This window comes from Micromonospora chalcea (assembly GCF_002926165.1).
Lineage (GTDB): Bacteria > Actinomycetota > Actinomycetes > Mycobacteriales > Micromonosporaceae > Micromonospora > Micromonospora chalcea.
Map to the genome: position 1 here is coordinate 34393 of NZ_MAGP01000114.1, position 24240 is coordinate 58632.

A 24240-nucleotide genomic window follows, 5' to 3' on the forward strand; every position below is an offset into this window, starting at 1 on the left:
ACGGATCATGGGTACGCGGTTGCCGGCCTGGCTCGGGTACGACTTTGCGCCGTCCGAGCCGGACGGTGTGCCGGTCTCCGGCGTGGCCGGCCGCACCCGGGCCGGGCTGCACGAGACGCTGGCCGGTGCGCTGGACCTGCCCGACTGGTACGGCCGTAACTGGGACGCCCTGGCCGACGCGCTCGCCGACCGCCTCGACGCCGGTCCGCTGACAGTGGTCGTGACCGACGCGGCGTACCTGCTCGCCGACGAGCCGCCCGCGCAGCTCGGCACGCTGCTCGACGTGCTCGGCGCGGTCGCCGCCGGTGGCCACGAGACGCTGCGGGTGGTGCTGCACGACCACCCGGACCGGCTGCCCGCCCTGCGCGACCGCGTCGCCGCCGTGCTCGGCGGACGGCTCGCAGGCCCACCCGCCACCGGCTGATCCCACCACCCGCACCCGTCACCCGCACCCGGCCTGCCGACCGGGGCGGTGATCAAGGAGTTTGTGTCCGAATCAGGCCGGCGGAGCGACCCAAACTCCTTGATCAACGCCGCGAGGGCGGGTGGTGATCATGAAGTTGGCGGGGTGGGGAGCGCTCTCCCGGCGGTCAACTTCATGATCGACGGGGCGTGGTGGGGGTCAGGTGGGGTGGTCGAGGATGGCGCTGAAGCGTTCCTCGGCCAGGTCGAGCTGGGCCAGGATGTGCTCCTTGACCGGTGGCGACAACGGTGTGTCCGGGCGGGCGACCAGGTCGCGGAAGACCGGCACCAGCGGGCGGTACTTCGCGGCGGCGCGGGCCACCTTCGGCCCGACCGTGTGGATCACGCCCACGCCGTTGTCGGTGAAGTCGGACACCTTGATCACCCGGGCCCAGGGCTCCCGTTCCAGGCTGGCCGCCACGTGCTCCCGGTACTGCTCGTCGCGGTCCCGCCCCGGGTCGTACTCGGGGTTGGTGACCGCCGCGACCAGCCGGGCGACCCGCGACCCGAACCGGCCGGACAGCGCGGCGAGCGCCGCCGAGGTCACGTCGGGCCCGGTGGCCGAAGGGTCGAGCCCGGCCAGCTCGGCGGGGTGGTCCTCGACCGCGTCGTGCAGCAGCCCGGCGACGATCACGTCCACGTCCCGCACCTGGTAGTGGTGCATCAGCCGGATCGACACCCGCAGCAGGTGGTTGAGGTACGGCTCGCGTACCCGCCGGTCGTCGCGGTGCAGGTCGGCGGCCAGGTCGAGCGCCTCGGTCAGCCGGTCGCGGTCGGCCTCGTCGAACGCCTCGATCTCCAGCCGGAACCGGGCCAGCAGGCCGGGCTCACCGTGGATCTCGGTGATCGCGTGCATCGGCATGGTGGCGAGGTACGCGGGGAACTCCATGCGTCCCTTATAGCTGATCTTCGCTAGATCCGGTGCCCGCCGGGCCGCTCACGTCGTCGGTCAGGCGCTTGACCAGGCGTACGCAGGTGCCCTCCGGCGTGCCGACGATGGTTGCCTCGTCCATCACCCGCGCCATGATCAGCCGCCCGCGTCCCCGGTCGCCGCTCTCGTCGCCGTCGGCTGGCCGCCAGCCGCCCTGGTCGCGTACCTCGATCTCCAGCCGGTCGCCGCGCAGCTCGGCCCGCAGCGTGGTGATCCCCTCCGGTGCGAAGCGGTACCCGTGCTCGATGGCGTTGGCGCACGCCTCGCCGGTGGCGATGAGGACGGTTTCGACGTCCCACTCGCTGACGCCCCGGGCGTGCAGCCAGCCGCGTAGCCGCTCGCGGGTGGCGGCGAGCCGGCCCGGGTCGGCCGGCAGCTCGATGGTGAGGACCGGGCCGACGTCCCCGGATGTCCCACCCGTCACGTCCGGCCCTCCGTCCCGTGCCCGTCCCCGGACCTGGGCGCCCACTCGCGCTGTCACCGCCCGGTTCTCACCCTGTTGTCCCCGGTGACCGCCGATTCATTCCCCCGGCGGCGCTGTCCGTCAAACGTGATCATTGCGCATCGGGGGCGGCGTGTCAGCCGGCGGCCCGGCAGGGCGGCAACGGCGGTGGGCCGGCGCCCCCCGGAGGGGACGCCGGCGCGGGATGAGCGGACGGTCACGCCGGCGGCGTCGAGGCGGTGCGCGTGCGGGCTCAGGCGCAGGTCAGAGCGGCAGCCGCCCGGCGCCGGCGAAGGCGTCGACGACGAGCGGGACCAGCGGGGCCGGCATCGGCCGGGCGGCGCGCAGCGTCGGCGTCCATCCGGCGTCGCCGCCGAGGTCCGGGTCGTGGACGGCGTTGTACGCGGCGAGCAGGCTCACCGGCCGGGGCAGGCGGTCACCCTGGCGCACCCAGCTGCCGCGCTCGGTGAGCGCGGTGCCGCCCCAGTCGTACAGCAGGTCTGCGGGGCCGGCGTCGCCGGTGAGCGTGAAGAAGTTGTTCTCCGCGTACAGCGCGGACTGCACGCCGACGCCGAGGGCGTACTCGAAGCCGGGCCCGCCGAGCCGGTAGTGGTTCTCGTGCACGTCGACCTGGCCGAACCGTACCCGGGGCAGCCGTTGCAGCGTGCCGTCGAACAGGTTGTGCCGCACGGTGACGGCGAGCCGGCCCACGTCCGGCCCGACGGTGTTGGACGAGCCGATCAGCATCACCTTGTCCCGGCCGGTGAACCGGTTCCAGGAGACGGTGACCAGGCTGGCGGTGTGCGTGACGTCCAGCGAGCCGTCGTGCACCTGCCAGGGCCGGCCGAAGTAGACGGGCTGCGTGCTGTCCGGGTTGTCGCCGTCGGTGAACGTGTTGTGGTCGATCCAGACGTGTTCGCTGCGCCGCACCGAGATCTGGTCGTACTGGGAGTTCCAGTTGCCGGTGTCGCCGTCGGTGGGGGACCAGGCGGGGAAGCAGTCCCGGGCGTCGACGAATTCGATGTTGCGCACGATCACGTTGTCCACCCGGTCGATCATCAGCGTCAGGCCGGTGAGCCGGGCGCCGCGCAGGCCGATGATCGTGGTGTTGGAGCCGACGTTGATCTGGGTCAGCCGGGTCTGGTTGGCCACCGACCGCACCCGGGCGGCCTCCAGCGGCCCGCTCGGGTTCGTCCGCCCCCAGGTCGCCGGGTCGTACGCGGCCAGGTAGGCGGGCAGCGAGTACTCCGGGTCGGCCAGGTCGGCGCAGTCCAGCGGCGTGCCGTCCGGGCCTTCGAAACCGTCGACGGTTCCGGCCACGTACACAATCTTGGAGGTGGCGTCGGTGGCGTTCGTGGCGTTGTCGCCGCCGAGCGCGGCGACCAGTTCGGCCCGGGTACGCACGAAGCGCACCCGCTCCGGCGTGGCGGCCGACCCGCCGGTGGTGCCGGTGCCGGCGGCGGCCCAGCCGTCGTTCGCGGCGAGGGCCTGGCGGCCGATCAGCTCGGCGGCCCGGGACGGCTCACCAGGTGCGGCCGGCGCGGGCGCGGCGGTGGTGAGGACGAGCGCGGCGGTCAGCGCCGCGACGACTGCGGTTCGGGTACGCATGACTCGTTCCGTTCTCCTGGAGGGACATTCACTGCGCGGGCAGGTCCACCACGTACGGCGTGACCGCCCACGGCACGTCCGCCTCGGACGGCAGCGCGCCGGTCTGCGCGGCGGTCCGCAGCACCGCGCCGACGCCCCGCACCATCCGCACCCGCTGCGGGCCGTCGCCCGCCACGCGCACCAGGTCCCCGTCGAGCAGCGTCGGAACGGGCGCGTCCCGCAGCGCGTCCAGCACCGCGGTGAACGGTTCGGTACGCGCCAGCGGCGCGATCAGCGGCGTGCCGTCCGCGCTGTGGTCGAGCAGGTTCGCCAGCAGCCCCCGGCGGCCGGGCACCGGGCGTGGCGTGTCGTCGCCGGGTAGCCGCAGCCGGTCGGTGGGGTACTCCAGCACCGCCCGGCCCCGCTCACCGGTGACCAGCACCTCCCCGGGTACGTGTTCCTCGGCGGCCAGCGCCAGCGCGGCCAGCACGGGCGGCCCGGCGTGCGGGGTCAGCCGCAGCACTGTGCTGTCGTCCACCTCGATCGGGCGGACCCGGTAGCGCTCCACGGCGATCCGGGCGGGGCGGACGGGTGCGCCGGTGACCGATTCGGCGACGGCGAGGCACTGCATGAGCGCGTGGGCGAGCGGGTTGGCGAGCGCTCCGTCCAGCGCCGGGCGGCCGTCGACGGTGCGTCGCCCGGCCCAGGGGGAGCGGGCGTAGTAGGCGTCCGGGCGTTGCCAGGCGGCGAGTGTGGCGATGCCGGTGACCGGGCCGAGCCGCCCGAGCGCGCCGGTCAGTTCGGTCAGCGCGGCCGAGCCGAGCGCCTGGAAGTTGACCTGCACGGCCCGGCCGGCGGCGTCCGCGGCGGCGGTGAGCGTCAGGTGTTCGGCGAGGTCGAGCACCGGCGGCTTCTCCAGCAGTAGGTCCGCCCCGGCGGCGAGCGCGTCGAGCGCGATCGGCAGGTGGGTGTGCGGCGGCGTGCAGATCACCACCACGTCGGGCCGGGACTCGGCGAGCATGGCCCGGTGGTCGGTGAAAACGGCCGCCTCCGGCGGGACCGGCGCGTCCGGTTCGGCATCCAGCGGCCGCACGTCGACCAGCGCGACCAGGCGCGCCCGCCCGGCCGCGTGCAGCTCCGCGATGGTCCGGCGGTGCCAGCGGCCGTGCCCGTTCGCCCCGATCAACGCCACCCGTGGCGGCCCGCCGGCGCTCACCGGGCGCCGCCCGGCGTGCTCCCGGTCACCGGGCGTCCGCCAGCGTGGCCCGGACGCCGTGGCGTTCCAGCGCGGTGAGCCAGCCGGTCACGTCGGCGCGGAACTCGTCGTCGGCGGCCAGGTCGGGCGGGAACACCTCGCGCAGCGCGAAGACCGCGTCCACCACCCCGGCCGGGGTGTGCGCTCCGGCGGCGAGGGCGGCGCGCAGCCGGTCGGCGAGCGGGTCGTCCAGCGGCAGCGGCCGGCCGTCGTCGGCGTACCCGAGCAGGAACCGCAGCCAGGCCGCCACCACGAGCGCGCTCCACCGCGCCGACCGGCCGGCCGCCCGCAGGTCGGCGACGGTGTGCAGCACCCGCTGCGGCAGCTTCTGCGAGCCGTCCATGGCGACCTGCGTCGTCCGGTACCGGATCGCGGGGTTGGCGAAGCGAGCGAGCACCTGCTCGCCGTAGGCGCTCACGTCGACGCCGGCCGGCGGGGTGAAGCTCGGCGTGATGTCCTCGGCGACCAGCCGCCGCAGCACCGCCTCCAGGTGCGGCAGCGTCAGCGCCTCGGCCACCGTCTCCGCGCCGGCCAGCGCCGCCAGGTACGCGGTGGCCGAGTGCACGCCGTTGAGGGCCCGCAGTTTCAGCCGCTCCCACGGGCCGGCGTCGTCGGTGAGCACCGCGCCGGACCGCTCCCAGGCCGGTCGGCCGCCGGGGAAGTCGTCCTCGATCACCCACTGCGACCACGGTTCGGCGGCGATGGCCGCCAGGTCGGTCACGCCCAGCGCCCGGCGCGCGGTGTCCCGGGTCTCGTCGGTGGCGGCCGGCACGATCCGGTCGACCATGGTGCCGGGGCAGGTGACGGCGGTGAGCACCCGTTCGGCGCTCGCGTCCGGCACCCGGGCCAGCGCGAGGCACTGCTCCACCAGCCCGCGCAGACGGCGTCCGTTGGCGGGCAGGTTGTCGCAGCTCACCAGCGCGATCGGCCCGGCGTCGGCGGCGGCGCGGGCGAGCAGCCCGCGCACCAGCAGACCGGGCACGGTACGCGGGGGACGGCCGGTGGTGAGGTCGGCGGTCAGGTCCGCGTCCACCGTCAGCGCTGCGGTCACCGGGTCGAGCCGGTACGCCTTCTCGGTCACCGTCAGCGTGACCACCCGGATCGCCGGGTCGGCGAGCAGGCCGACCACCGCGTCCGGGTCACTCGCGGCGTGCCGTACCCCGGCGAGCGCGCCGACCACCCGGGTGGCCGCGGCGTCGGGGGCGAGCGTGGTGACGCTGAACAGGCAGTCCTGCGCGGCCAGGGCGTCGACCACGTCGGTGCTGCGCGGCGCGACGCCGATGATGCCCCAGTCGCCGCCGGCCGCGCCGACCGCCGCCTCGGTGTGCACCGCCTGGTGGGCGCGGTGGAACGCGCCGACGCCGAGGTGGACGATGCCGGCCGGCACGGTGCCGGGGCGCAGCAGCGGCCGGGACTCCGGCGGCAGGTGGCGTAGCGTGGCCAGGCCGAGCGGGTCGGGGGTCAGCGCCATGCCGGGCCGTCCGGGAAGCGGAACCGCGCGATCGACTCCGGGCGCATGGTGGAGCTGTAGCCGGGCACGGTGGGCACCAGGTAGCGCCCGCCCCGGGTGCGGACCGGGTCGGTGAAGTGCTCGTGCAGGTGGTCGACGTACTCGACCATGCGGCCGTCCAGGCTCGTGCCGACGCGCAGGTGGTCGAAGATCGCGAGGTGCTGCACGTACTCGCACAGGCCCACGCCGCCCGCGTGCGGGCAGACCGGCACGCCGAATTTCGCGGCCAGCAGCAGTTCGGCGAGCACCTCGTCCACGCCGCCGACGCGGCAGGCGTCGATCTGCATCACGCCGATCGCCTCGGCCTGGAGCAGCTGCTTGAAGATGACCTTGTTGGCGGCGACCTCGCCGGTGGCGACCCGGCAGCGTCCGCCGGTCAGCTCGGTGACCGCGCGGGCGATCCGGGCGTGGCCGAGCACGTCGTCGGCGTGCGTGGGCTCCTCGATCCAGTACGGGCCGACCTCGGCGAGCACGCCCATCGCGGCGATCGCCTCGTCCACGTCCCACACCTGGTTGGCGTCCATCATCAGCAGCGCGTCCGGGCCGATCTCGGCCCTGATGATCCGGGCCCGCCGCAGGTCGTCCTCGATCCGCCCGCCGACCTTCATCTTCATCGCGCGCCAGCCGGCGGCGTACGCGTCGCGGGTCAGCGCGCGCACCTGCTCGTCCGGGTAGCCGAGCCAGCCCACCGACGTGGTGTACGAGGGGAACCCGTCGCGTTCCAGCCCGGCGAGCCGGTCGGCCAGGCCGTCGCGTCCCTTGTCGAGGATGGCCGCCGCCTCGTCCGGGGTGAGCGCGTCGGTGATGTGGTGGAAGTCGACAGTCGCGACCAGCTCGTCGGTGGGCATCTCGGCGAGGAAGCGCCACATCGGCTTGCCGGCGAGCTTGGCGCGCAGGTCCCAGACCGCGTTGACGAGCGCGCCGGTGGCCATGTGGATCACGCCCTTCTCCGGGCCCAGCCAGCGCAGCTGCACGTCGGCGGCCAGGGAGCGCCAGAACGCGACGGGTTCGGCGGCGATCTCGGCGACGGTGCGTCCCCGCACGTGGTGGGCGAGCGCGCGGACCGCCGCGCAGGTGATCTCGTTGCCCCGCCCGTTGGTGAACGTGAACCCGGTGCCGGTCGGCCCGCCGTCGGTGGTCAGCTCCACGTACGTGGCCGAGTAGTCGCCCCTGTTGATCGCGTCCGAGCCGTCGCCGCTGGCGGCGGTGGGGAAGCGCACGTCGTGCACCTCGACGTCGACGATCCTGGTCATGAAGGCCCACCTCCGAACTTGAAGACCTGCTTCGGCAGCCGGTACGCCAGGTCGACGATCGTCTCGGCGGCCTCGTCCCCGGTCATCCGGTGCTCGGCGACGAGGCGGGCGAGGAATCCGGCGTCGACCCGGCGGGCCACGTCGTGGCGTACCGGGATGGAGCAGAACGCGCGGGTGTCGTCGACGAACCCGGCGGTGTTGTAGAAGCCGGCCGTCTCGGTGACCGCCTCGCGGAACCGGCGCAGCACCTCGGGGGAGTCCAGGAACCACCAGGGCGCGCCGAGGCGCAGCGCCGCGTAGCCGCCGGCCAGGGGGGCGAGTTCCCTGGTGAACGTGTCCTCGTCGAGCGTGTAGAGCACCACTGTGAGCCGCGGGTCGTTGCCGTGCGCGTCCAGCAGCGGCGCGAGAGCGTGCACGTACTCGGTGGCCTGCGGCACGTCCCCGCCGACGTCGCGGCCGTGCCGGGCGTGCAGCCACCGGTTGTGGTTGCGCACCGCACCGGGGTGCAGCTGCATGACCAGGCCGTCGTCGAGCGACATCCGGGCGAACTCCAGCAGCATGTGCGCCCGGAACGCCTCCGCGTCGCCCGTGTCGGCCAGGCCGCGCCGGCCCCTGTCGAACAGGGCCTCGGCCTGCGCCGGACTGAGATCGAGGGTACGGGCGGTCGGGTGCCCGTGGTCGGTGGAGGTGGCCCCGGCGGCGGCGAACGCCTCCCGCCGGGCCCGCAGCGCGGCCAGGTATCCGGCGTACGTGCCGGTGTCCTCGCCGGAGACCTCGGCGAGCCGGTCCACGTTTGCCGCCCAGTTGCCGAACTCCATGTCCACCACGTCGTCGGGGCGGAACGTGGTGACCACCCGCCCGCCCGGCCCGCCCCAGCCGTCGGCGGCGAGCTTGGCGTGCCGGCCCAGGTCGTCCAGCGGCGACTCGGTGGTGGCGAGCACCTCGATGCCGAAGCGCTCGAACAGCGCCCGGGGCCGGAACCCCGGTTCGGCCAGGCGCGCCGCGAGCGCGTCGTAGACGGTGTCGGCGGTGGCCGGGCCCAGCGGCGTGTCGACGTCGAACACGTTGCGGAACGTCTGCTCCAGCCACAGGCGGGACGGGGTGCCGCGGAACAGGTGCCAGTGCGCGGCCAATCGCCGCCAGATGGTCCGCCCGTCGGTCTCCACCGGGCTGCCGTCGACGCTGGGCACGCCCAGGTCGGCCGGGGGTACGCCCTGGCTGAGCAGCATCCGGGTCAGGTAGTGGTCGGGTACGACGAGCAGCCGGGCCGGGTCGGGGAACGGCTGGTCCTCGGCCAGCAGCCCGGGGTCGACGTGCCCGTGCGGGGAGATGATCGGCTGCTGCGCGGCGAGCGCGTACAGCTCGCGGGCCAGGGCACGCAGGCCGGGCTCGGCGGGCAGCAGCAGATCGCTGGGGGAGATGATCGGCACGGGGGCGGGCTCCTCGGTCAGGGCAGGGTGAGCAGGTCGGCGACCCGGGCGGGCGCGCCGGTCTCCAGCGAGCGGTTGGCGGCCAGGCCGGTGAGCAGCGCGAGCGCGCCGTCGCGGGCGGTGGCGGCCCGGCCGAGCGGGTCGGGTTCCCCGCCGAGCAGCACCCGGGTCATCCGGGTGTCCGCGCCGCCGTGTCCGCGCCGGGTCCAGCCGTCGACCGGGATCTGGACCGGTGGCGCCCAGAACGGGCGCAGCGTGAGCCGGGCCGCGCCCTGCTCCACCGCCGCCTCGTCGCCGTGCAGCGCCGCGCCCTTGAGTGCTCCGGCGACGGCCGGGCTGACGTGGTCGCTCTCGGTCACCTCCAGCTCCAGGCGGCCCCGGCTGCCGTTGACCATCACCCGGTAGCCCTCCCAGGGGGCGTACGCGGTCAGGTGGTAGGTCATGGTCGCGCCGGTGTCGTAGCGGGCGAGCACCGCGAGGTCGTCCTCGATGGTCACGCCGGGGGCGAAGACGTTGCGGTCGCGGTGGTAGCCGTCCTCGGCCTCGGCGTCGAGGTACAGCTCGCGCAGTCGCGGGTGGTCGGCCAGGCGCGGCGCGAACGGGTCGCCGTCGGCGGCGGGGGAGCCGTGCGCGCGGTCGTAGTCGCGGGCGTAGCCGTGCCGGCGGCCGTGGGCGCCGTAGAAGAACAACCTGCCGTACGCGTGCACCTCGATCGGGCGCGCGTCCAGCCACCAGTTGACCAGGTCGAAGTGGTGGCCGGACTTGTGCACCAGCAGCCCGCCGGAGACGGACTTGTCGCGGTGCCAGCGGCGGAAGTAGTCGGCGCCGTGGCGCACGTCGAGCAGCCACTCGAAGTGCACCGACCCGATCTCGCCCACCGCGCCGTCGGCGAGCAGCCGCCGGACCTGCTCGTGCAGCGGGTTGTAGCGGTAGTTGAACGCGACCGTGACGCGGCGGCCGGTCTCGGCGACCGCGTCCAGGATGCGCCGGCACCGTTCCGCGTCGACCGTCATGGGCTTCTCGACGATCACGTCGCAGCCGGCGCGCAGCGCCGCCGTCACGTACTCGTCGTGGGTGGCGTCCACGCTGGTCACCAGCGCCACGTCGACGCGTTCCTTGGCGAGCATGGTGGTGAAGTCGGTGGCGGCGTACGTGGGCACCGGCGACCGGCCCAGCTCGGCCAGCCAGCGGTTGTGCGCGTCCATCCTCCTCTGGTTGACGTCGGCGAACGCGACCAGCTCGGCGGTGTCGGCGTGGTCGAGCGCCAGGGCGCGGACGAACATCTCGGCGCGCGCCCCGGCGCCGACCAGGGCGTGGCGGACCCGTTCCCGGGCCGGTGGTGACATGACGTCGGCCTCCCCGGCAGTCGGCTGCAAAGGTTTGCAGCCGAAGAAACCACGACGATGGATACGTCGTCAACGGATGACGGCCAAGCCGCCCTATCCATCCACATTGATGAGGTTTCGCGCGCCCACCGGGACCGTCGCCGCAATCGAGCCGCAACAATGGACCGTTGACACGGGCGCAACCGTTTGCATTAATGGGCGGCACCCGTGACCCCCACCACATCGGACGAGGGAGCCCGCCGTGCCAGCCACCATCCGGGACGTCGCCCGCGCCTCCGGTGTGCACATCTCCACCGTGTCCCGTACGTTCTCGGCCCCGCACCTGGTCAACCCGGAGACCCGGGTCCGGGTGCTGGCCTGCGCGGAGGACCTCGGCTACCGGCCCAACCGGGCCGCCCGGGCCCTCATCACCGGCCGTACGCACAACATCGGCCTGATCGTGGCCGACATCGCCAACCCGTTCTTCCCGCCGCTGATCAAGGCGGCGGAGGGGCAGGCCCGGCACCGCGACTACCACGTGTTCGTGGCCGACACCAACGAGGACCCGGTCGCCGAGGAGGACCTGGTCCACGCGCTGGCCAAGCAGGTCGACGGCGTGCTGCTGTGCAGCCCCCGGATGAGCAACAGCCTGATCGAGCAGGTCAGCCGCGAGGTCCCGGTGGTGGTGATAAACCGCCAGGTCGCCGGCCTGCCCTGCGTGATGATGGACGTCGGGCAGGGCGCCCGGGCCGCGATCGAGCACCTGCTCGGGCTCGGCCACCGCCGGATCGCGCTGCTCGGCGGCCCACGCGGCTCCTGGACCGCCCGGGAGATGCGCCGCGCCGCGACCGCCGCCGCCCGCAGCGGTTCAGCGGAGCTGACCGTCCTCGGACCCAACCAGCCCACCGAGACCGGCGGCGGCGCCCTGGCCGAACAGGTGCGCCGCAGCGGCGTCACCGCCGTGCTGGCCTACAACGACCTGATGGCGATCGGCCTGATCGAAGGGCTGGACGCGCTCGGGACGCGGGTGCCGCACGACGTGAGCGTGGTCGGCGTCGACGACATCGCGCTGAGCAGCATCACCCGCCCCAAGTTGACGACGGTGGCCACGCCGACCGCGGCCGCCGGCCGGACGGCCGTCGACATGCTGCTGCAACTCGACTCCGACGCGCCACGCGGCGCCCGGGGCCGGGGCGCGGCGGCCGGCGACCGTCGCACCACCGCACAGGTAATGCTCCAGACCGAACTGGTCGTCCGCGACTCGACCGGGCCCGTCCCCGCGCCCGGCCGGGACGGCACCGGGGCCTGAGCAGGTGGCCCGGGCCCGCACAGCACTGCGGACCCGGGCGGCCCGTGGACGGCCGCCGGTGACGTCGTCGCCTCCCACAGCCGAGGAGTGAGCGCAGATGCACCCCGCAACGTCCCCCACCGCCGGCGCACCCGCCGGGCGGCATCACCGTACCCCTCTGACCCGACGCCGACTCGTGCGCGGCCTGGCCGCCGTCGCGCTCGCCGTGCCCCTCGCCCTGGGCGCGGCCGGCTGCGGCGACGACGACGCCGGCGGCGACGGCGGCCCGGTCAAACTCTCCGTCTTCTGGTGGGGCGGTGAGGCCCGGGCCAAGCTCACCGAGGACGCCCTGGCCCTCTACACCAAGAAGCACCCGGACGTGACGTTCGAGAAGACCTGGCAGGCCAACCAGGGCTACTTCGACAAGCTCGCCACGCTCACCGCCGGCGGCAACCCGCCGGACCTGTTCCAGATCGACGACAACTACCTGGCCGAGTACGCCGGCCGCAGCACCACGCTCGACCTGGGCAGCTACCAGGACTCCGGCAAGCTCGACGTGTCGAAGTTCCCCAAGAGCCTGCTGGAGTACGGCGTGGTCGACGGCAAGCTCGCCGGGGTGGCCGCCGGGGAGAACACCCAGGGCCTGGTCTACAACAAGACGCTGCTGCAAAAGAACGGGCTGCCCGAGCCGACCACCGGGATGAGCTGGGAGGAGCACATCGCCTGGGCCGAGCAGGTGGCGAAGAAGACGAAGGTGCCCGGCACCCAGGACCCGAGCGCCGACTACAAGGCGCTCTGGGTGTGGCTGCGCCAGCAGGGCAAGGACCTGTACAACGGCAAGGAGCTCGGCTTCACCGCCGAGGACGTGACGAAGTGGTTCGAGCTGTGGAAGGGCGCGCGGGACCGGGGCGCCACCCCGAAGCCTGACGTCATCCACGAGGGCAACTCCAGCGACATCACCAAGCAGCTGGTGGTCACCGGCAAGTCGGCCACCTCCTGGGTCTGGGTCAACCAGATGCCGGACCTGAAGAAGAACACCAAGGACGAGCTGGGCGTGGTCGCGTACCCGGGTGACCCGAGCGGGCAGTGGGCGCGCGCCTCGATGTACTGGTCGGTGTTCAAGGGCAGCAAGCACAAGGACGTCGCCGTCGACGTGATCAACTTCCTGAACAACGACCCGGAGGCGGTGGCGCTGCTCGGCACCGACCGTGGTCTGCCGTCGAACATGGATCTGCGCGCCAAGGTCAGCGAGACCGCCACCGACCCGGCCATGAAGCAGTCCATCCAGGTCGAGTCCGACCTGGCGCAGAAGTTCGGCGCCTCGCCCCAGGTGCCGATCAAGGGGCACAGCAAGGTCAAGTCCGAGCTGGTCAAGGCCGCCGAGAACGCCCAGTACGGCCGCGCCACCCCGGCTCAGGCGGCCGAGCAGTTCGTCACCGCCTGCAAGTCCGCGATCGCCTGACCCCACGAAAGGACCGGTCCCGTGGCTGTCACCACGGCGCCCGGCCGGACCCCGCGCACCGGACCGGCCGGCCCTCGCCCCACGCGGCGTCGGGCCGGCCGGGCCCGGCTCGGCGAGGGCCTGGCGGGGTACGTCTTCCTCTCGCCCTGGCTCATCGGACTGATGGGCGTCACGGCGATCCCCATGCTGCTCTCGCTCTGGCTGAGCTTCACCGACTACGACATCCTCACGCCGCTGTCCGAGGTGCGGTGGGTGGGGCTGGCCAACTACGAGCGGATGTTCACCGCCGACCCGTCGTACTGGCACGCGGTGCGGGTCACGCTGACGTTCGCGCTGATCGCGGTGCCGCTGAAGCTGGCCGCCGCGCTCGGCGTGGCGCTGCTGCTCAACCGGGCCTGGCGCGGCGTCGGGCTGTTCCGCAGCCTGTTCTACCTGCCGTCGCTCCTCGGCGGCAGCGTCGCGCTGGCCATCGTCTGGGTCAACATGTTCAACCGGGACGGCGCGTTCAACTCGTTCCTCGCCCTGTTCGGCGTCGAGGGGCTGCCCTGGGTCAGCGACCCGGACTGGGCGCTGGAGACGCTGATGGTGCTGGCGATCTGGCAGTTCGGCGCGCCCATGGTGATCTTCCTGGCCGGGCTCAAGCAGGTGCCCACCGAGCTGTACGAGGCGGCGGCGGTGGACGGCGCCGGGGCGTGGCGGCGCTTCCGCGCGGTCACCCTGCCCATGCTCTCCCCGGTGATCTTCTTCAACCTGGTGCTGGAGACCATCAACGGCTTCCAGGGCTTCACCGCCGCGTTCGTGCTCAGCAACGGCACCGGCGGCCCGGTCGACTCCACCCTGATGTACACGCTGAAGCTCTACATCTCCGGCTTCACCGACCTGGAGATGGGCTACGCGTCGGCGATGGCGTGGGTGTTCCTGGTGGCGATCGGCGTGGTCACCGCCGTCTTCTTCAGCACCGGCCGGTTCTGGGTGCACTACTCGGACGGAGACGACTCATGACGGCGCTCCCTGTCGCCCGCCGCCGGCCGGGCAGTGGCCGCAACGTCCTGCGGCTGGTCGTGCTCGTGGCGATCGTCGCGGTGGTGCTCTACCCGCTGTTCTGGATGCTCGGCACCTCGGTCAAGTCGCAGGCCGAGATCGTCAACAACGTCGGCCTGCTGCCGGAGGTGTTCACCCCCGGCAACTACGTCGACGGCTGGACCAACTTCGACATCAGCTTCGGCCGGTTCTTCCTCAACAGCGTGCTGGTCAGCGGCCTCACCGTCGTCGGCAACGCGCTGTCCTGCCTGCTCGCCGCGTACGCCCTGGGCCGGCTGCGGTTCCGGCTGCGCAAGCTGTGGTTCACCGTGATGATCGGCACGCTGCTGCTGCCCGGGCACGTGCTGATCGTGCCGCAGTACATCCTGTTCCGCAGCCTCGGACTGGTCGGCGGCGACTGGCCGTACCTGCCGCTGCTGGTGCCGCAGTTCCTGGCCACCGAGGCGTTCTTCGTCTTCCTCATGGTGCAGTTCATGCGCGGCATCCCGCGCGAGCTGGACGAGGCGGCCACCATCGACGGCGCGTCCCCGTACGGCGTGTTCCGGCACGTCATCCTGCCGCTGAGCCGCCCGGCGCTGGTCACCACCGCGATCTTCTCGTTCATCTGGACCTGGAACGACTTCTTCCGCCAGTTGGTGTTCCTGTCCAGCCTGGAGGACTACACGGTCCCGGTGGCGCTGACGCTGTTCATCGACTCGACGAGCCAGAGCGCCGTCGGCCCGATGTTCGCCATGTCGGTGCTGTCGCTGCTGCCGGTGTTCCTGTTCTTCCTGGCCTTCCAGCGGATGCTCGTCGAGGGCATCAACACCAGCGGGCTGAAGGGATGACCGCCGTGCCTGCCCGTGGCGACTGGCGGGACACGGCGCGCGAGGCGACCGACCTGGCGCTGCTCGGCTTCGCCGTGGCGCTGGCCGCGCTTCCCGTCCTCACGCTCGCCCCGGCGCTCGCCACCGCCAGTGCCGCGCTGCACGACAGGTCGGTCACCGGTTCCTGGCCCGACGCGCGGACCAGCCTGGCCCGGTTCGGCCGCGCGCTGCCCGCCGGGCTGGCGGTCAGCGCCGTCGCCCTGGCCGCCGTCGCGCTGCTCACCGCCGACCTGGTCGCGCTCACCACCGGCCGGGTACCCGGCGGCGGGCCCGCGCTCGCGCTCACCGCCGTCGTGGTCGCGGTCCTGCTCGGGTACGCGGGCCTGGTCACCGTCGCGGTCGGGCGCACCGGCGGCCGGGGCTGGCGGACGGCGGCGCGTGACGTGGCCCGCACCTGCCCGCAGCGCCCCGGCGTGTGGGCCGCCGCCTCCGGCATCTGTGCCCTCGCGGTGCTGCTGGGCGTGCTGGTCACGCCGGTCGCGGTGCCGATCCTCGGCGGGTACGCCCTCGCGGCGCTGCACGCGCTCGACGCCCGCCGCCCGGTCCCCGCCCCGGACCCGACGTGACCGCCGAACCCCGGCTGGTGGTGGACGGCGCCGAGGTGGCCCGGTACCTGATCCGGCCGGAGCTGGACCCGCGCCACGGGCCCCGGCCGTACCTGCATCCGGTGCGGACCCGGGCCGGCACGCCGGTCACCGACGCGCTTCCGGCCGACCACGTCTGGCACCTCGGCGCGTCACTGGCCGTGCAGGACGTGGACGGCGTCAACCTGTGGGGCGGCCGGACGTACGTGCGCGGCACCGGCTACACCTGGCGTGACGACCACGGCGTCATCGCGCACACCGGCTGGCGGGAGCGGGCAGCCGACCGGCTCGACCACGACCTGGAATGGCGGGACCGGCACGGCCGGGTGCTGCTGCGCGAGCACCGGCGGATCACCGCCACCCCGGCCGGGGAGGACGCCTGGTGGCTGGACCTGTCCGCCACGCTCGCCTCCGCCACCGGCGCCGACGTGCACCTGGGCAGCCCGGCCACGAACGGCCGCCCGGGCGGCGCCGGTTACGGCGGATTCTTCTGGCGGGCCGTGGCCGACGGGGAAGCGCGGGTGCGCACCGCCGAGGCGGTGGGCGAGGAGGCGGTGAACGGCTCGGCCGCGCCCTGGCTGGCGTTGTCCGCCTCCGCGCCCGGCGGTGGCGCGTACACGCTGGTGTTCACCGGTCTGGGGCCGGGTGACAGGTGGTTCGTGCGCACCGCGATGTACCCGGGCGTCTGCGTCGCGTACGCGTTCGACACCCCGGCGGTGGTCGCGGCCAGCCGGCCCCGGCACAACCGGCACCGGGTGCTGGTCGCCGACGGCCACCTGGACCCGGACGACGTGTCGGCCCGCCTGGGGGTGACGCCGTGAGCCCGGCGGGCGGGCCGGAGGTGGTCTGCGTGGGCGAGACGATGGTGGTGCTCGCCCCTGACGACGGCGGGTCGCTGGAGCAGGCCGCGCGGCTGACCGTCGGCGTGGGCGGCGCGGAGTCGAACGTGGCGGCCGGGCTGGCCCGGCTCGGGCACCGTGCGGCGTGGGTCAGCCGGGTCGGCGACGACCCGTTCGGGCGGCGGGTGGTGGCCGAGGTCGCCGCCGCGCGCGTGGACGTCAGCCTGGTCACCGTGGATCCGGACGCGCCGACCGGGCTCTACCTGAAGGATCCGACCCCGGTCGGCACCCGCGTGCACTACCACCGCGCCGGGTCGGCCGCGAGCCGCCTCGGCGCCGCCGACCTCGCGAGTCCCGGGCTGGCCGGGGCACGCCTGCTGCACCTGTCCGGGATCACCGCGGCGCTCTCCGGCACCTGCCGTGACCTGCTCGGGTCCGCGCTGGCCGGGCGCGCGCTGCCGGGCGCACGGGTGAGCTTCGACGTGAACCACCGCCCGGCGCTCTGGCCCGCCGACCGGGCCGCCCCGGTCCTGCACGGCCTGGCCGACCGCGCCGACGTGGTGCTGGTCGGGCTGGACGAGGCGGCCGGACTGTGGGCTGCGGACGATCCGGCCGACGTTCGTGCCCTGCTGCCCGGCCCGGAACTGGTGGTGGTCAAGGACGGGCCGGTCGGCGCGACGGCGCTGCCGCGTACCGGGCCGGCGGTGTTCGTGCCGGCGCTGCCGGTGGACGTGGTGGAGCCGGTCGGCGCGGGTGACGCGTTCGCCGCCGGGTTCCTGTCCGGGCTGCTGCGCGGCCTGGACCTGCGCGCCTGTCTGCGGCTGGGGCACCTGACCGCCGCGCCGGTGCTGGTCGTGCCGGGCGACACCGCGCCGCCGCCTGATCCGGAGACGATCGCGCGGGCGCTGGCGCTGCCGGAGACGATGTGGACCGCGCAGGTCAGGGGAGGGAGTGGGAGATGAGCGGGCACGACTTCGAGGCACTGTTCGGCGACGCGCGGGTGATGGTGATCCTGCGCGACCTGCCTGCCGACGAGACGGTCCGGCTGGCGGAACTGGCCTGGGATCTCGGCATCGCCGTGGTGGAGGTGCCCATCCGTACCCCGGAAGCGGTGCCGGCGCTGCGCGCCGCCGTGACGGCCGGGCGGCGGCGGGACCGGATCGTCGGCGCGGGCACCGTGCGTACCCCCGAGCAGGTCCGCGACGCGGTGGCCGCCGGGGCGGCGTTCACAGTGGCGCCGGGCCTGGATCTGGCGGTGGCCGACGCGGCGGCCGGTCTCGGCGTGCCGCACCTGCCCGGCGTGGCCACCCCGACCGAGGCGCAGCGGGCGCTCGACCACGGCCTGGTGTGGCTCAAGGCGTTCCCGGCGGTCAGCCTCGGCCCGGCCTGGTTCCGGGCGGTCGCCGGGCCGCTGCCGGAGGCCCGGTTCGTGGCCACCGGCGGCGTCGACGCCGGCAACGCGGGTGACTTCCTCGCCGCCGGGGCGCGCGTGGTGGCGGTCGGGTCGGCGCTCACCGACCCTGAGCAACTGCCGCGCCTGGCCACGCTCGCGGCCGGCGGCGCGGTCACGTGACGGTACGACCGGACGTGGTGGCGGTGGTCCGGATCGCCTTCACGATCGCCGGGATCGACCCGATCAGCAGCACCAGCGCCCAGATCAGCGCCACCACCGCGAACACCACGGCGCCCAGGTCGTCCAGGATGCTGACCAGGATCACCGGCACCAGGCCGTGCAGGAACTGCAGCACCACTGTGCACAGCAGCGTGGTCAGCACCAGCGCGACGAGGCCCTTGTTGCGCAGGAACCGGGGCTGGGCGGCGAGCAGCAGCCCGGCCCAGACCAGTTTGAGCAGCAGCGCCAGCCCGAGCAGCACCGCCGCGTCGCCGACCGGGAAGAACCCCCACACCGCCAGGTACGCCAGCGTGCCGAACGGCGGCGCCAGGAACAGCGACACCATCACCGTCAGCTCGACGAACGCGACGATCAGCAGGACCAGCGACACCAGCAGCAGCACGATCGAGAAGACGAGCGTGGCCACGCCCTGCACCCGGCCCTGCACCCGGTCCGGCAGCACCAGGCTCAGGCAGAACAGCCCGGTCGTCCAGAGCGCCACCACGTCGATCAGCGCGAGGTAGCCGATGCCGCGCCCGGACGGCTCGGACACCGCGCCGACGTCGCCCAGCTCGACGCCGAGCTGCCCGGCGCTGTCCCGCAGCGCGCCGCTCGCGTCGCCGCCGCCGGTCAGCGCCGCCGCGCCCAGCTCCACGCCGACCACGAGCGCCACCGCGAGCAACGCCAGCAGCAGGAACGGCTTGCGCAACTCACCCATGCCGCGTCTCCGTCCCGGTCAGGACCGGGCCAGCGTGACCGAACATCCGCCACCTCCCGGACACCGCAGGAGCACCTCGGTCTCCCGGTCCACCGCCACCTTCGCCGCCGCCGGGCCGTCCGCGTCCGGGGCGACCTCGTCGGTGACCGTCACGTCCGCGTCGCCCGGCGCGCGGGCTGTCACCTCGAACGGCGTCGTGCCGCGCAGCACCAGCGTGCGCAGCGCGCCCGGGTCGGCCACCCGCAGCCGGCACACCGTGCCGAAGGTGAGCGTCACCCCGTCGGCGGTGGTGGCCGGTTCCGCGGCCGGCGGCAGGCAGTTCACCGCCACCGTCGCCGGGTCGACCGTCCCGGACCCGCGTCCCAGCCGGGCCAGCGCGCCCGGCCCGGCCGCCGGGTCGCCCCTGTCGTCGCGGCGTCCGGCCACCGCCACCACGTACAGCGCCACCAGCAGCACTGCCACCGCCACCAGCAGCACCTTCTGCCTGGTGGTCATGGCCGGACGACGGGCGTGAAGCGGATCTCGTCCACGCCCGCGAAGTACCTGTCGGTGCCCTGCGTCTTGCTCACCGCCACGAGCGTCAGCTTGTGCGGGCCGCGGGTCAGCTCCAGGGTCCCCACGTCCACCTCGTCGGTGCGGACCACCGTCGGGGTGAACCCGAAGAACGTGTCGCCGACCTGCCGGCCGTCGACCAGCCAGATCGTGTTCGCGTAGTCGAACGACGTGGTCCGCACGGTGGAGAACCGCCAGGTGCCGTCGGACGGCAGATCCACCTGCACGGTGACCCGGTCGCCGACGCCCCGGCCCAGGAAGAACAGCTGGGCGTCGCCGGACCACACCACGTCGCAGCAGTTCTTTTGCGCCACCACGTCCGCCTTCGCGCCGGTGGTGGACTGCACCGTCGCGCCGGAGACCAGCGTCTCCGCCTCCACGGTCACCGCGTCGGCCTGCGGCGGCGCGGGGGTGTCCGGTCCGCGGGTCACCAGCCAGGCCACCACCCCGGCCACGACCAGCACCAGCGCCGCGGCGGCCGCGATCCACGGCCACGGCGCGCGCTTCGGGGGTACGACGGCCCGCACGTCGTACGTGACCCGGCCGCTGGAGCGGGAACTCTCCTCCGGCGCGGTGTTCGCCGAGTACGCGAACCCGGTCATGTCGTAGCGCCGGGGCGGCGTGCCGGGCGGCACGGCCAGGCGTACCAGGAACGACACCGAGCCCTGCCCGGGCACCACCCGCTGCGGCTCGGCCACGGTGAACCAGGCCCGCTGGCTGCCCTCGCCGGGCGCGACGTCGAAGACGACGGTGTCCGGCGCGGTGCCCGGGTTCGACACGGTGAACGTCAGCTCACCGGCGTTGCGGGCGTCCAGGGTGAACTGTTCGGCGGCGGCGACGACTGTCCATTCGGTGGTCATGACGGCTCCTCGGGCGGATCGTGGGGCAGGGGTACGTGCGCCCGGCCGACCGCGCGCATCGTCGAGGCCGAGAAACCGGCGGCGGCCGGTGGCACCCGCACCACGAGGTGGAACGGCCGGTCCGGCGGCTCGTCCAGCACGAACCCGGTCACGCCGGTGGCCAGCTCCAGCGCGGTCCGCATGCCGTACGGGGTGCCGCGCCACCGGGCCAGCAGCGCGCCGTGCGCCACCAGGTCCCGCAGCCGGCCCGCCGGCAACGGCAGCGGCGCGTCGGCGCGGGGCGCGGCGACCACGTGGTCCATCGCCACCCAGCGGGTCAGGTACGCCACGAACCCGTCCGGCGTCCGGTACGGCCCGAACAGCGCGTCGACGTCGGCGAGCACCGCCTCGTCCGGGGCGTGCAGCGCCTCCATCACGTCCAGCAGCGCGCCCAGCACGCTGCCCGGGCCGGCGGCCCGCTGGTAGGCGGCCGGCAGCAGCCGCTCAATCGCCGCTCGGCGCATCCTGCCGCACCACCTCGATGTCGTGCTCGCCGGAGCAGAGCAGCCAGGTGCCGGGGACGGTGACCACGTCGGCGGTGGCCTGGTTGGCGCTCGCCGTCCAGTCCTCGCCGTCGCCGCTGCGGAACACGCCGCGCTCGCCGCCGGCGAGTACCAGCCGCCCGGCGCCGGAGGTGCCGGTGGGCGCGGTGGCGGCGATGGCGTCGACCGGGACGAACCGGGTCCGGTCCCGCAGCGGCAGGCCGCAGTTGACCATCACGGGCGACCACTGCGGCTGCCCGGCGAGCGTGTCCAGGCGGACCACGCCGCCGCTCTGCGTCGCGGCCAGCGCGAGCGGGCCGCTGAACGCCAGGTCGCGGCAGGTGCCGCCGATCCAGCCGGACGCCATCGACTGCCACTTCACGTCCGACTCGAACAGCCGGGTGCGGTGGCAGCCCTGGCCGGGCTTCTTCGGGTCCGGCTCGCCCGCGCCGCACCACAGCAGCGTGGCCGGGCCGTCGTACTGGACGGCGAGGATCCGGTTGTCGACGTTGGCGAGGCCGACGTGGGCGAACGTGCCGGGCCGTCCGGCGGATGTGGACAGGTAGACGCCGAATCCGGCCTGCGCGGCCACCGCCACCCCTGGTGCGCCGCGCTCGGAGACGAACGCGCGCACCGCGTAGAAGCCCCGGTCCGCGTCGGCCGGGTCGACCAGGATCTGCAACGGCACCGCGCCGGGTAGCAGCGGCACCTCGTACAGGCCCGCGTCGGTGGCCAGCAGCAGCGCGCCGGTGCCGTCCCGGTCGATCCAGGCCAGATCGCGTACGCCGGAGTCGAGGTCGGTCAGCAGCGTCCACGTCTCGCCCAGGTCGGTGCTCAGCCGGACTCGGGAACCTCCGGCGTCGCGGGTGGTCACCACCGCCACCGAACCGGCCCGGGGGACCACGCCGGGGCGTACCGGGGCGGGCGCGGGCACCACCCGCACCACTGTCTCGTCGTCGAACCGGCCGGCCGGTTCCCAGCCCGCCCCCGCGTTGGTGGAGCGGAACAGCACCGGCCCGCCGCCGGCGTACCAGGTGTCGGCCTGGTACTGGTCCACCGCCACCGTCCGTACCTGCGCGTCGGGCGCCTCGTCGACCACGAACCGCACCGACTCGACGTAGCGCACGCCCGGCTCGGCGTGCTCCAGCATCCGATACACGTTCGAGGCGCGCAGCGGCTCGCCGAACGCCCAGCCGGCCGGGTTCAGCGGCGTGGGCAGCGGGCTGAGCGTCTGGTGCAGCCGGTCGTGGATGCGGCGGCGTACCGCGTCCACGTCCTCCTCGCGGCGCACCACCACCCGGGCCCTGATCGACACCGCCTTGTACCGGGCCCAGCCCGCCCGCACCGCCGTACCCAGGGCACGGCGGCGTTCCAGGTCGGCCTCGACCCGGCGGCGGGCCTCCTCCACCTCGTGCTCGCGCAGCACCGCCACCGGCAGCCGGCCGCCGGGACGGGCCGCCTCCGGCACGTACGGCACCAGCACCACCTCGACCTCGCCGGGCCGGGCGAAGCTGTAGACGGCGGCCCGGGTGAACGCCCGCGCCCGCGCCACCGCCCCGGAGCCGGTGGCCAGGATCTCGAAGTCCCGGGCGGTCACCGCGCGCTGCTGGGCGAAGAACTCGTACGGCCCGCGCGCCAGCACCGACTCCAGCGACTCCAGTTCCCGCCCACCGGTGGCCGGCTCCGGGTTGTCCACCCGCACCCCCGGCAGCGGGTCGCGCAGGCTGGTCAGCACGCCCGCCGCGACGTTCCCGGCCGGTCCGCCGCCGCAGCGGTACCAGAGCCGCACCTGCCGCCCGGCCGGCGGCACCGCCGCCACAGTGGTCGCCCCGGCCGCCCCCTCGATGGCCGGGGCGCCACCGTCCGGGCGCAGGTCCAGCGCCGGGGCGAACGTGACCACCCCGGAGGCCCGGTCCACCAGGTAGACCTTCGCCTGCGGGCCGACACCGGCGAAGCTGTCCACCGGCCGCCAGATCTCGTACGTGCGCCCCTCGTGCTCGCGGGCGGCCGCGCCCAGCTCCACCGAACCGGCCGGCACCTCCACCCCGAGCAGCAGATCAAGCGCCTCGGTGGTACGGGTCAGCGGCGCACGGCCGGCCCGCAACACCTGACCGGGCTGCCCGGTGCCGGTGCCCAGCAGCTCCGCCTCGACCGGCTCGCAGTGGTGCACACGTACCGTCGTCGTGGTCTCCCCGGCGGGCAGCACCGCCGGTTCGGTGGTCACGAAGACGACCGGCCGGGGGTCCGCGCCGCGGGCCGCGGCGACCCGGGTGCCGGCCGGCACCCGCACCGGGCCGTGGTCCGGGCCGGTACGGGTCAGTCGCACGTCCGCCCAGGCCGCCGCCGGTGGATGCCGGGTGACGCCGAGCAGGTTCAGGAACGCCACGTACGCCTTCTCCGGCAACTGGTTCAGCCGGTAGATCATCACCTCGGTCAGGTACGCGAACGCCTCCACCAGCGCCATGCCCGGGTCGTGCGCGGACAGGTCGGTCCAGTCCGGGCAGGACCGGGCGATGCGTTCCCGCGCCTCGGTGACCAGGTCGAGGAAGGCGCGGTCGTCCAGGTGCGGCACCGGCAGCGTCATGACGTGCCCTCCTCGTCTCCGGTTTCCTCGTCGGCGGGCAGCAGGTCGACGGAGAACACCAGGTGCCCGGGGGAGAGGCTGGCCCGCACCCGGTAGTCGAGCCGGATCACCAGGCGCCACGGGTCGTCCGGGTCGGGGACGCCGGCCACGTCGAGCACCTCGACCCGGGGCTCCCAGCGCCGGATCGCCTGCCGCACGTAGTGGATCGCCAGCCCGGCGGTGGTGTCGTCGTTCGGCGCGAAGACGAGCCGGTGCAGCCGCGACCCGTACCCGGGACGCATCAGCCGCTCCCCGGGCGTGGTGGACAACAGCAGGTACAGCGCCTGGCGTACCGTCTCGTCGCCGTCGGTCATGGCGAGCGAGCCTGCGGCGGTGAGCGCGAGACCACCGGCGCGGCCGGCGTCGAAGCCGGCGCCGACGAAGCGGAAGGCCCTCATGCGTCCGCCCCCAGGAAGCTCTGCCGCACGTCGCGGACCTGGTGGTGCACGGTGCCCGGCGGGGTGCCGTCGGTCAGACCGTCCAGGTGCGACAGCACCACCGGCTGCCGGTCCACCCGCACCCACGTGCTGTAACCCACTGTCACGGTCAGCGTGTGCAGGCACGGTTTGATCGTCGGGCCGTAGTTGGGGCAGGCGGTGATGTCGCGCCCCTCCGGGTCGGGGCGGATCAGCACCGGCACGGCCTGGACCGTCACCCACTGCTGGGACGGGCGGTTGCTCACCCGCCCGTCGTGCCCGCAGGTGATCAGCGAGTCGCGGTGGATCCAGCGCATCAGCCACCTCCGGCGGAACGGGCGAGCGTACGGGCCTGCGCGGCGCCCGGCTCGGCGTCCTCGGCCGCCGGGGCGTGCAGGAAGTCGACGGTGCGGCCGCGTACCACGACGGCCCGGCCGGGCGCGGAGAGCACCAGGTCACCGGCGGCGTGCACGGTGGTCAGCTCGGGACGCAGCTCGACGAAGCTGCCCGCGTCGGTGGCCAGCCGCAGCGTGCGCCCGTCGTCGTCGATCACGATGGACTGCCCGGTGCCGGTTCGCATCGACCAGCGGCGCGAGCGGCCGGACACGATCCCGGTGTCGTACGGCTGGACCGCGCCGAACAGCGAACCGAGCACCACGCCCG

The 24240-nt window shown here is 74.3% G+C and carries 25 protein-coding genes; 9 read left to right on the forward strand and 16 right to left on the reverse strand.

Annotated features, from left to right (window positions below):
• Positions 1-7 precede the first annotated feature (7 nt).
• Entirely contained in the window at positions 8-424 is a 417-nt protein-coding gene (locus BAW75_RS16235; protein ID WP_064445722.1) for a barstar family protein, read from the forward strand.
• A gap of 198 nt (positions 425-622) precedes the next feature.
• Here BAW75_RS16235 and BAW75_RS16240 read toward each other — a convergent pair whose 3' ends face one another.
• The 8 genes from BAW75_RS16240 to BAW75_RS16275 form a co-directional block, all read right to left on the reverse strand.
• The gene (locus BAW75_RS16240; protein ID WP_064445723.1) at positions 623-1351 is read right to left on the reverse strand and encodes an HD domain-containing protein; all 729 of its coding nucleotides are present in this window, start codon (positions 1349-1351) and stop codon (positions 623-625) included.
• Positions 1352-1358: 7 nt separating this feature from the next.
• Complete coding sequence (locus BAW75_RS16245; RefSeq protein ID WP_104114108.1) at positions 1359-1817, reverse strand: ATP-binding protein; 459 nt, start codon at positions 1815-1817, stop codon at positions 1359-1361.
• Positions 1818-2099: 282 nt separating this feature from the next.
• The gene (locus BAW75_RS16250; protein ID WP_104114109.1) at positions 2100-3443 is read right to left on the reverse strand and encodes a pectate lyase family protein; all 1344 of its coding nucleotides are present in this window, start codon (positions 3441-3443) and stop codon (positions 2100-2102) included.
• A 28-nt stretch (positions 3444-3471) separates the two neighbouring features.
• On the reverse strand, positions 3472-4638 hold the full coding sequence (locus BAW75_RS16255) for a Gfo/Idh/MocA family protein (RefSeq protein WP_104114110.1): 1167 nt from the start codon (positions 4636-4638) through the stop codon (positions 3472-3474).
• Between the two features lie 25 nt (positions 4639-4663).
• Positions 4664-6148 carry a mannitol dehydrogenase family protein gene (locus tag BAW75_RS16260; protein ID WP_104114111.1) on the reverse strand — a complete coding sequence of 495 codons (1485 nt, stop codon included), beginning with the start codon at positions 6146-6148 and terminating at the stop codon, positions 4664-4666.
• The gene (locus tag BAW75_RS16265) at positions 6139-7440 is read right to left on the reverse strand and encodes an enolase C-terminal domain-like protein (protein WP_104114112.1); all 1302 of its coding nucleotides are present in this window, start codon (positions 7438-7440) and stop codon (positions 6139-6141) included. The genes BAW75_RS16260 and BAW75_RS16265 overlap by 10 nt, the downstream gene beginning before the upstream one ends.
• On the reverse strand, positions 7437-8870 hold the full coding sequence (gene uxaC / locus BAW75_RS16270; RefSeq protein ID WP_104114113.1) for a glucuronate isomerase: 1434 nt from the start codon (positions 8868-8870) through the stop codon (positions 7437-7439). The genes BAW75_RS16265 and uxaC overlap by 4 nt, the downstream gene beginning before the upstream one ends.
• 17 nt (positions 8871-8887) lie before the next feature.
• On the reverse strand, positions 8888-10216 hold the full coding sequence (locus tag BAW75_RS16275) for a Gfo/Idh/MocA family protein (RefSeq protein ID WP_104114114.1): 1329 nt from the start codon (positions 10214-10216) through the stop codon (positions 8888-8890).
• Positions 10217-10457: 241 nt separating this feature from the next.
• Here BAW75_RS16275 and BAW75_RS16280 point away from each other — a divergent pair, with 241 nt between their 5' ends.
• From BAW75_RS16280 to BAW75_RS16315, 8 genes are all read left to right on the forward strand, one after another.
• A complete protein-coding gene (locus BAW75_RS16280; protein ID WP_104114115.1) occupies positions 10458-11504 on the forward strand; it encodes a LacI family DNA-binding transcriptional regulator in 1047 nt (348 codons plus the stop codon).
• A 97-nt stretch (positions 11505-11601) separates the two neighbouring features.
• Positions 11602-12945, forward strand: coding sequence for an ABC transporter substrate-binding protein (locus BAW75_RS16285; RefSeq protein ID WP_043323559.1), 1344 nt, complete (start codon positions 11602-11604; stop codon positions 12943-12945).
• 21 nt (positions 12946-12966) lie between these two features.
• On the forward strand, positions 12967-13947 hold the full coding sequence (locus tag BAW75_RS16290; RefSeq protein WP_064445732.1) for a carbohydrate ABC transporter permease: 981 nt from the start codon (positions 12967-12969) through the stop codon (positions 13945-13947).
• Positions 13944-14813, forward strand: coding sequence for a carbohydrate ABC transporter permease (locus BAW75_RS16295; protein WP_104114116.1), 870 nt, complete (start codon positions 13944-13946; stop codon positions 14811-14813). The genes BAW75_RS16290 and BAW75_RS16295 overlap by 4 nt, the downstream gene beginning before the upstream one ends.
• A complete protein-coding gene (locus tag BAW75_RS16300; protein WP_104114117.1) occupies positions 14810-15418 on the forward strand; it encodes a hypothetical protein in 609 nt (202 codons plus the stop codon). Before BAW75_RS16295 ends, BAW75_RS16300 begins: the two co-directional genes overlap by 4 nt.
• Positions 15415-16257: a DUF6807 domain-containing protein gene (locus tag BAW75_RS16305; protein WP_104114118.1), complete on the forward strand. Its 843-nt coding sequence runs from the start codon at positions 15415-15417 to the stop codon at positions 16255-16257. Before BAW75_RS16300 ends, BAW75_RS16305 begins: the two co-directional genes overlap by 4 nt.
• Before the next feature lie 29 nt (positions 16258-16286).
• Entirely contained in the window at positions 16287-17237 is a 951-nt protein-coding gene (locus BAW75_RS16310; protein ID WP_244206134.1) for a sugar kinase, read from the forward strand.
• Positions 17234-17848: a bifunctional 4-hydroxy-2-oxoglutarate aldolase/2-dehydro-3-deoxy-phosphogluconate aldolase gene (locus BAW75_RS16315; protein ID WP_104114120.1), complete on the forward strand. Its 615-nt coding sequence runs from the start codon at positions 17234-17236 to the stop codon at positions 17846-17848. Before BAW75_RS16310 ends, BAW75_RS16315 begins: the two co-directional genes overlap by 4 nt.
• On the opposite strand, the gene BAW75_RS16320 is transcribed toward BAW75_RS16315, so the two are convergent.
• From BAW75_RS16320 to BAW75_RS32920, 8 genes are read right to left on the reverse strand one after another with little or no spacing between them, the layout of a single operon-like run.
• On the reverse strand, positions 17841-18605 hold the full coding sequence (locus BAW75_RS16320) for a hypothetical protein (RefSeq protein WP_104114121.1): 765 nt from the start codon (positions 18603-18605) through the stop codon (positions 17841-17843). The two genes, BAW75_RS16315 and BAW75_RS16320, sit on opposite strands and share 8 nt — an antisense overlap.
• 18 nt (positions 18606-18623) lie before the next feature.
• Complete coding sequence (locus BAW75_RS32345) at positions 18624-19100, reverse strand: hypothetical protein (RefSeq protein WP_104114122.1); 477 nt, start codon at positions 19098-19100, stop codon at positions 18624-18626.
• Positions 19097-20017 (reverse strand): carbohydrate-binding protein, encoded by a 921-nt coding sequence (locus BAW75_RS16330; RefSeq protein WP_104114123.1) that lies wholly within the window; start codon positions 20015-20017, stop codon positions 19097-19099. Before BAW75_RS16330 ends, BAW75_RS32345 begins: the two co-directional genes overlap by 4 nt.
• On the reverse strand, positions 20014-20520 hold the full coding sequence (locus tag BAW75_RS16335) for a phage tail protein (protein ID WP_104114124.1): 507 nt from the start codon (positions 20518-20520) through the stop codon (positions 20014-20016). The genes BAW75_RS16330 and BAW75_RS16335 overlap by 4 nt, the downstream gene beginning before the upstream one ends.
• Positions 20501-23122, reverse strand: coding sequence for a putative baseplate assembly protein (locus tag BAW75_RS16340; protein ID WP_104114125.1), 2622 nt, complete (start codon positions 23120-23122; stop codon positions 20501-20503). Before BAW75_RS16340 ends, BAW75_RS16335 begins: the two co-directional genes overlap by 20 nt.
• Positions 23119-23559 carry a GPW/gp25 family protein gene (locus tag BAW75_RS16345; protein WP_104114126.1) on the reverse strand — a complete coding sequence of 147 codons (441 nt, stop codon included), beginning with the start codon at positions 23557-23559 and terminating at the stop codon, positions 23119-23121. Before BAW75_RS16345 ends, BAW75_RS16340 begins: the two co-directional genes overlap by 4 nt.
• The gene (locus tag BAW75_RS16350; protein WP_064445743.1) at positions 23556-23894 is read right to left on the reverse strand and encodes a hypothetical protein; all 339 of its coding nucleotides are present in this window, start codon (positions 23892-23894) and stop codon (positions 23556-23558) included. The genes BAW75_RS16345 and BAW75_RS16350 overlap by 4 nt, the downstream gene beginning before the upstream one ends.
• On the reverse strand, positions 23894-24235 hold the full coding sequence (locus BAW75_RS32920; protein WP_244206135.1) for a hypothetical protein: 342 nt from the start codon (positions 24233-24235) through the stop codon (positions 23894-23896). Before BAW75_RS32920 ends, BAW75_RS16350 begins: the two co-directional genes overlap by 1 nt.
• Positions 24236-24240 lie beyond the last annotated feature (5 nt).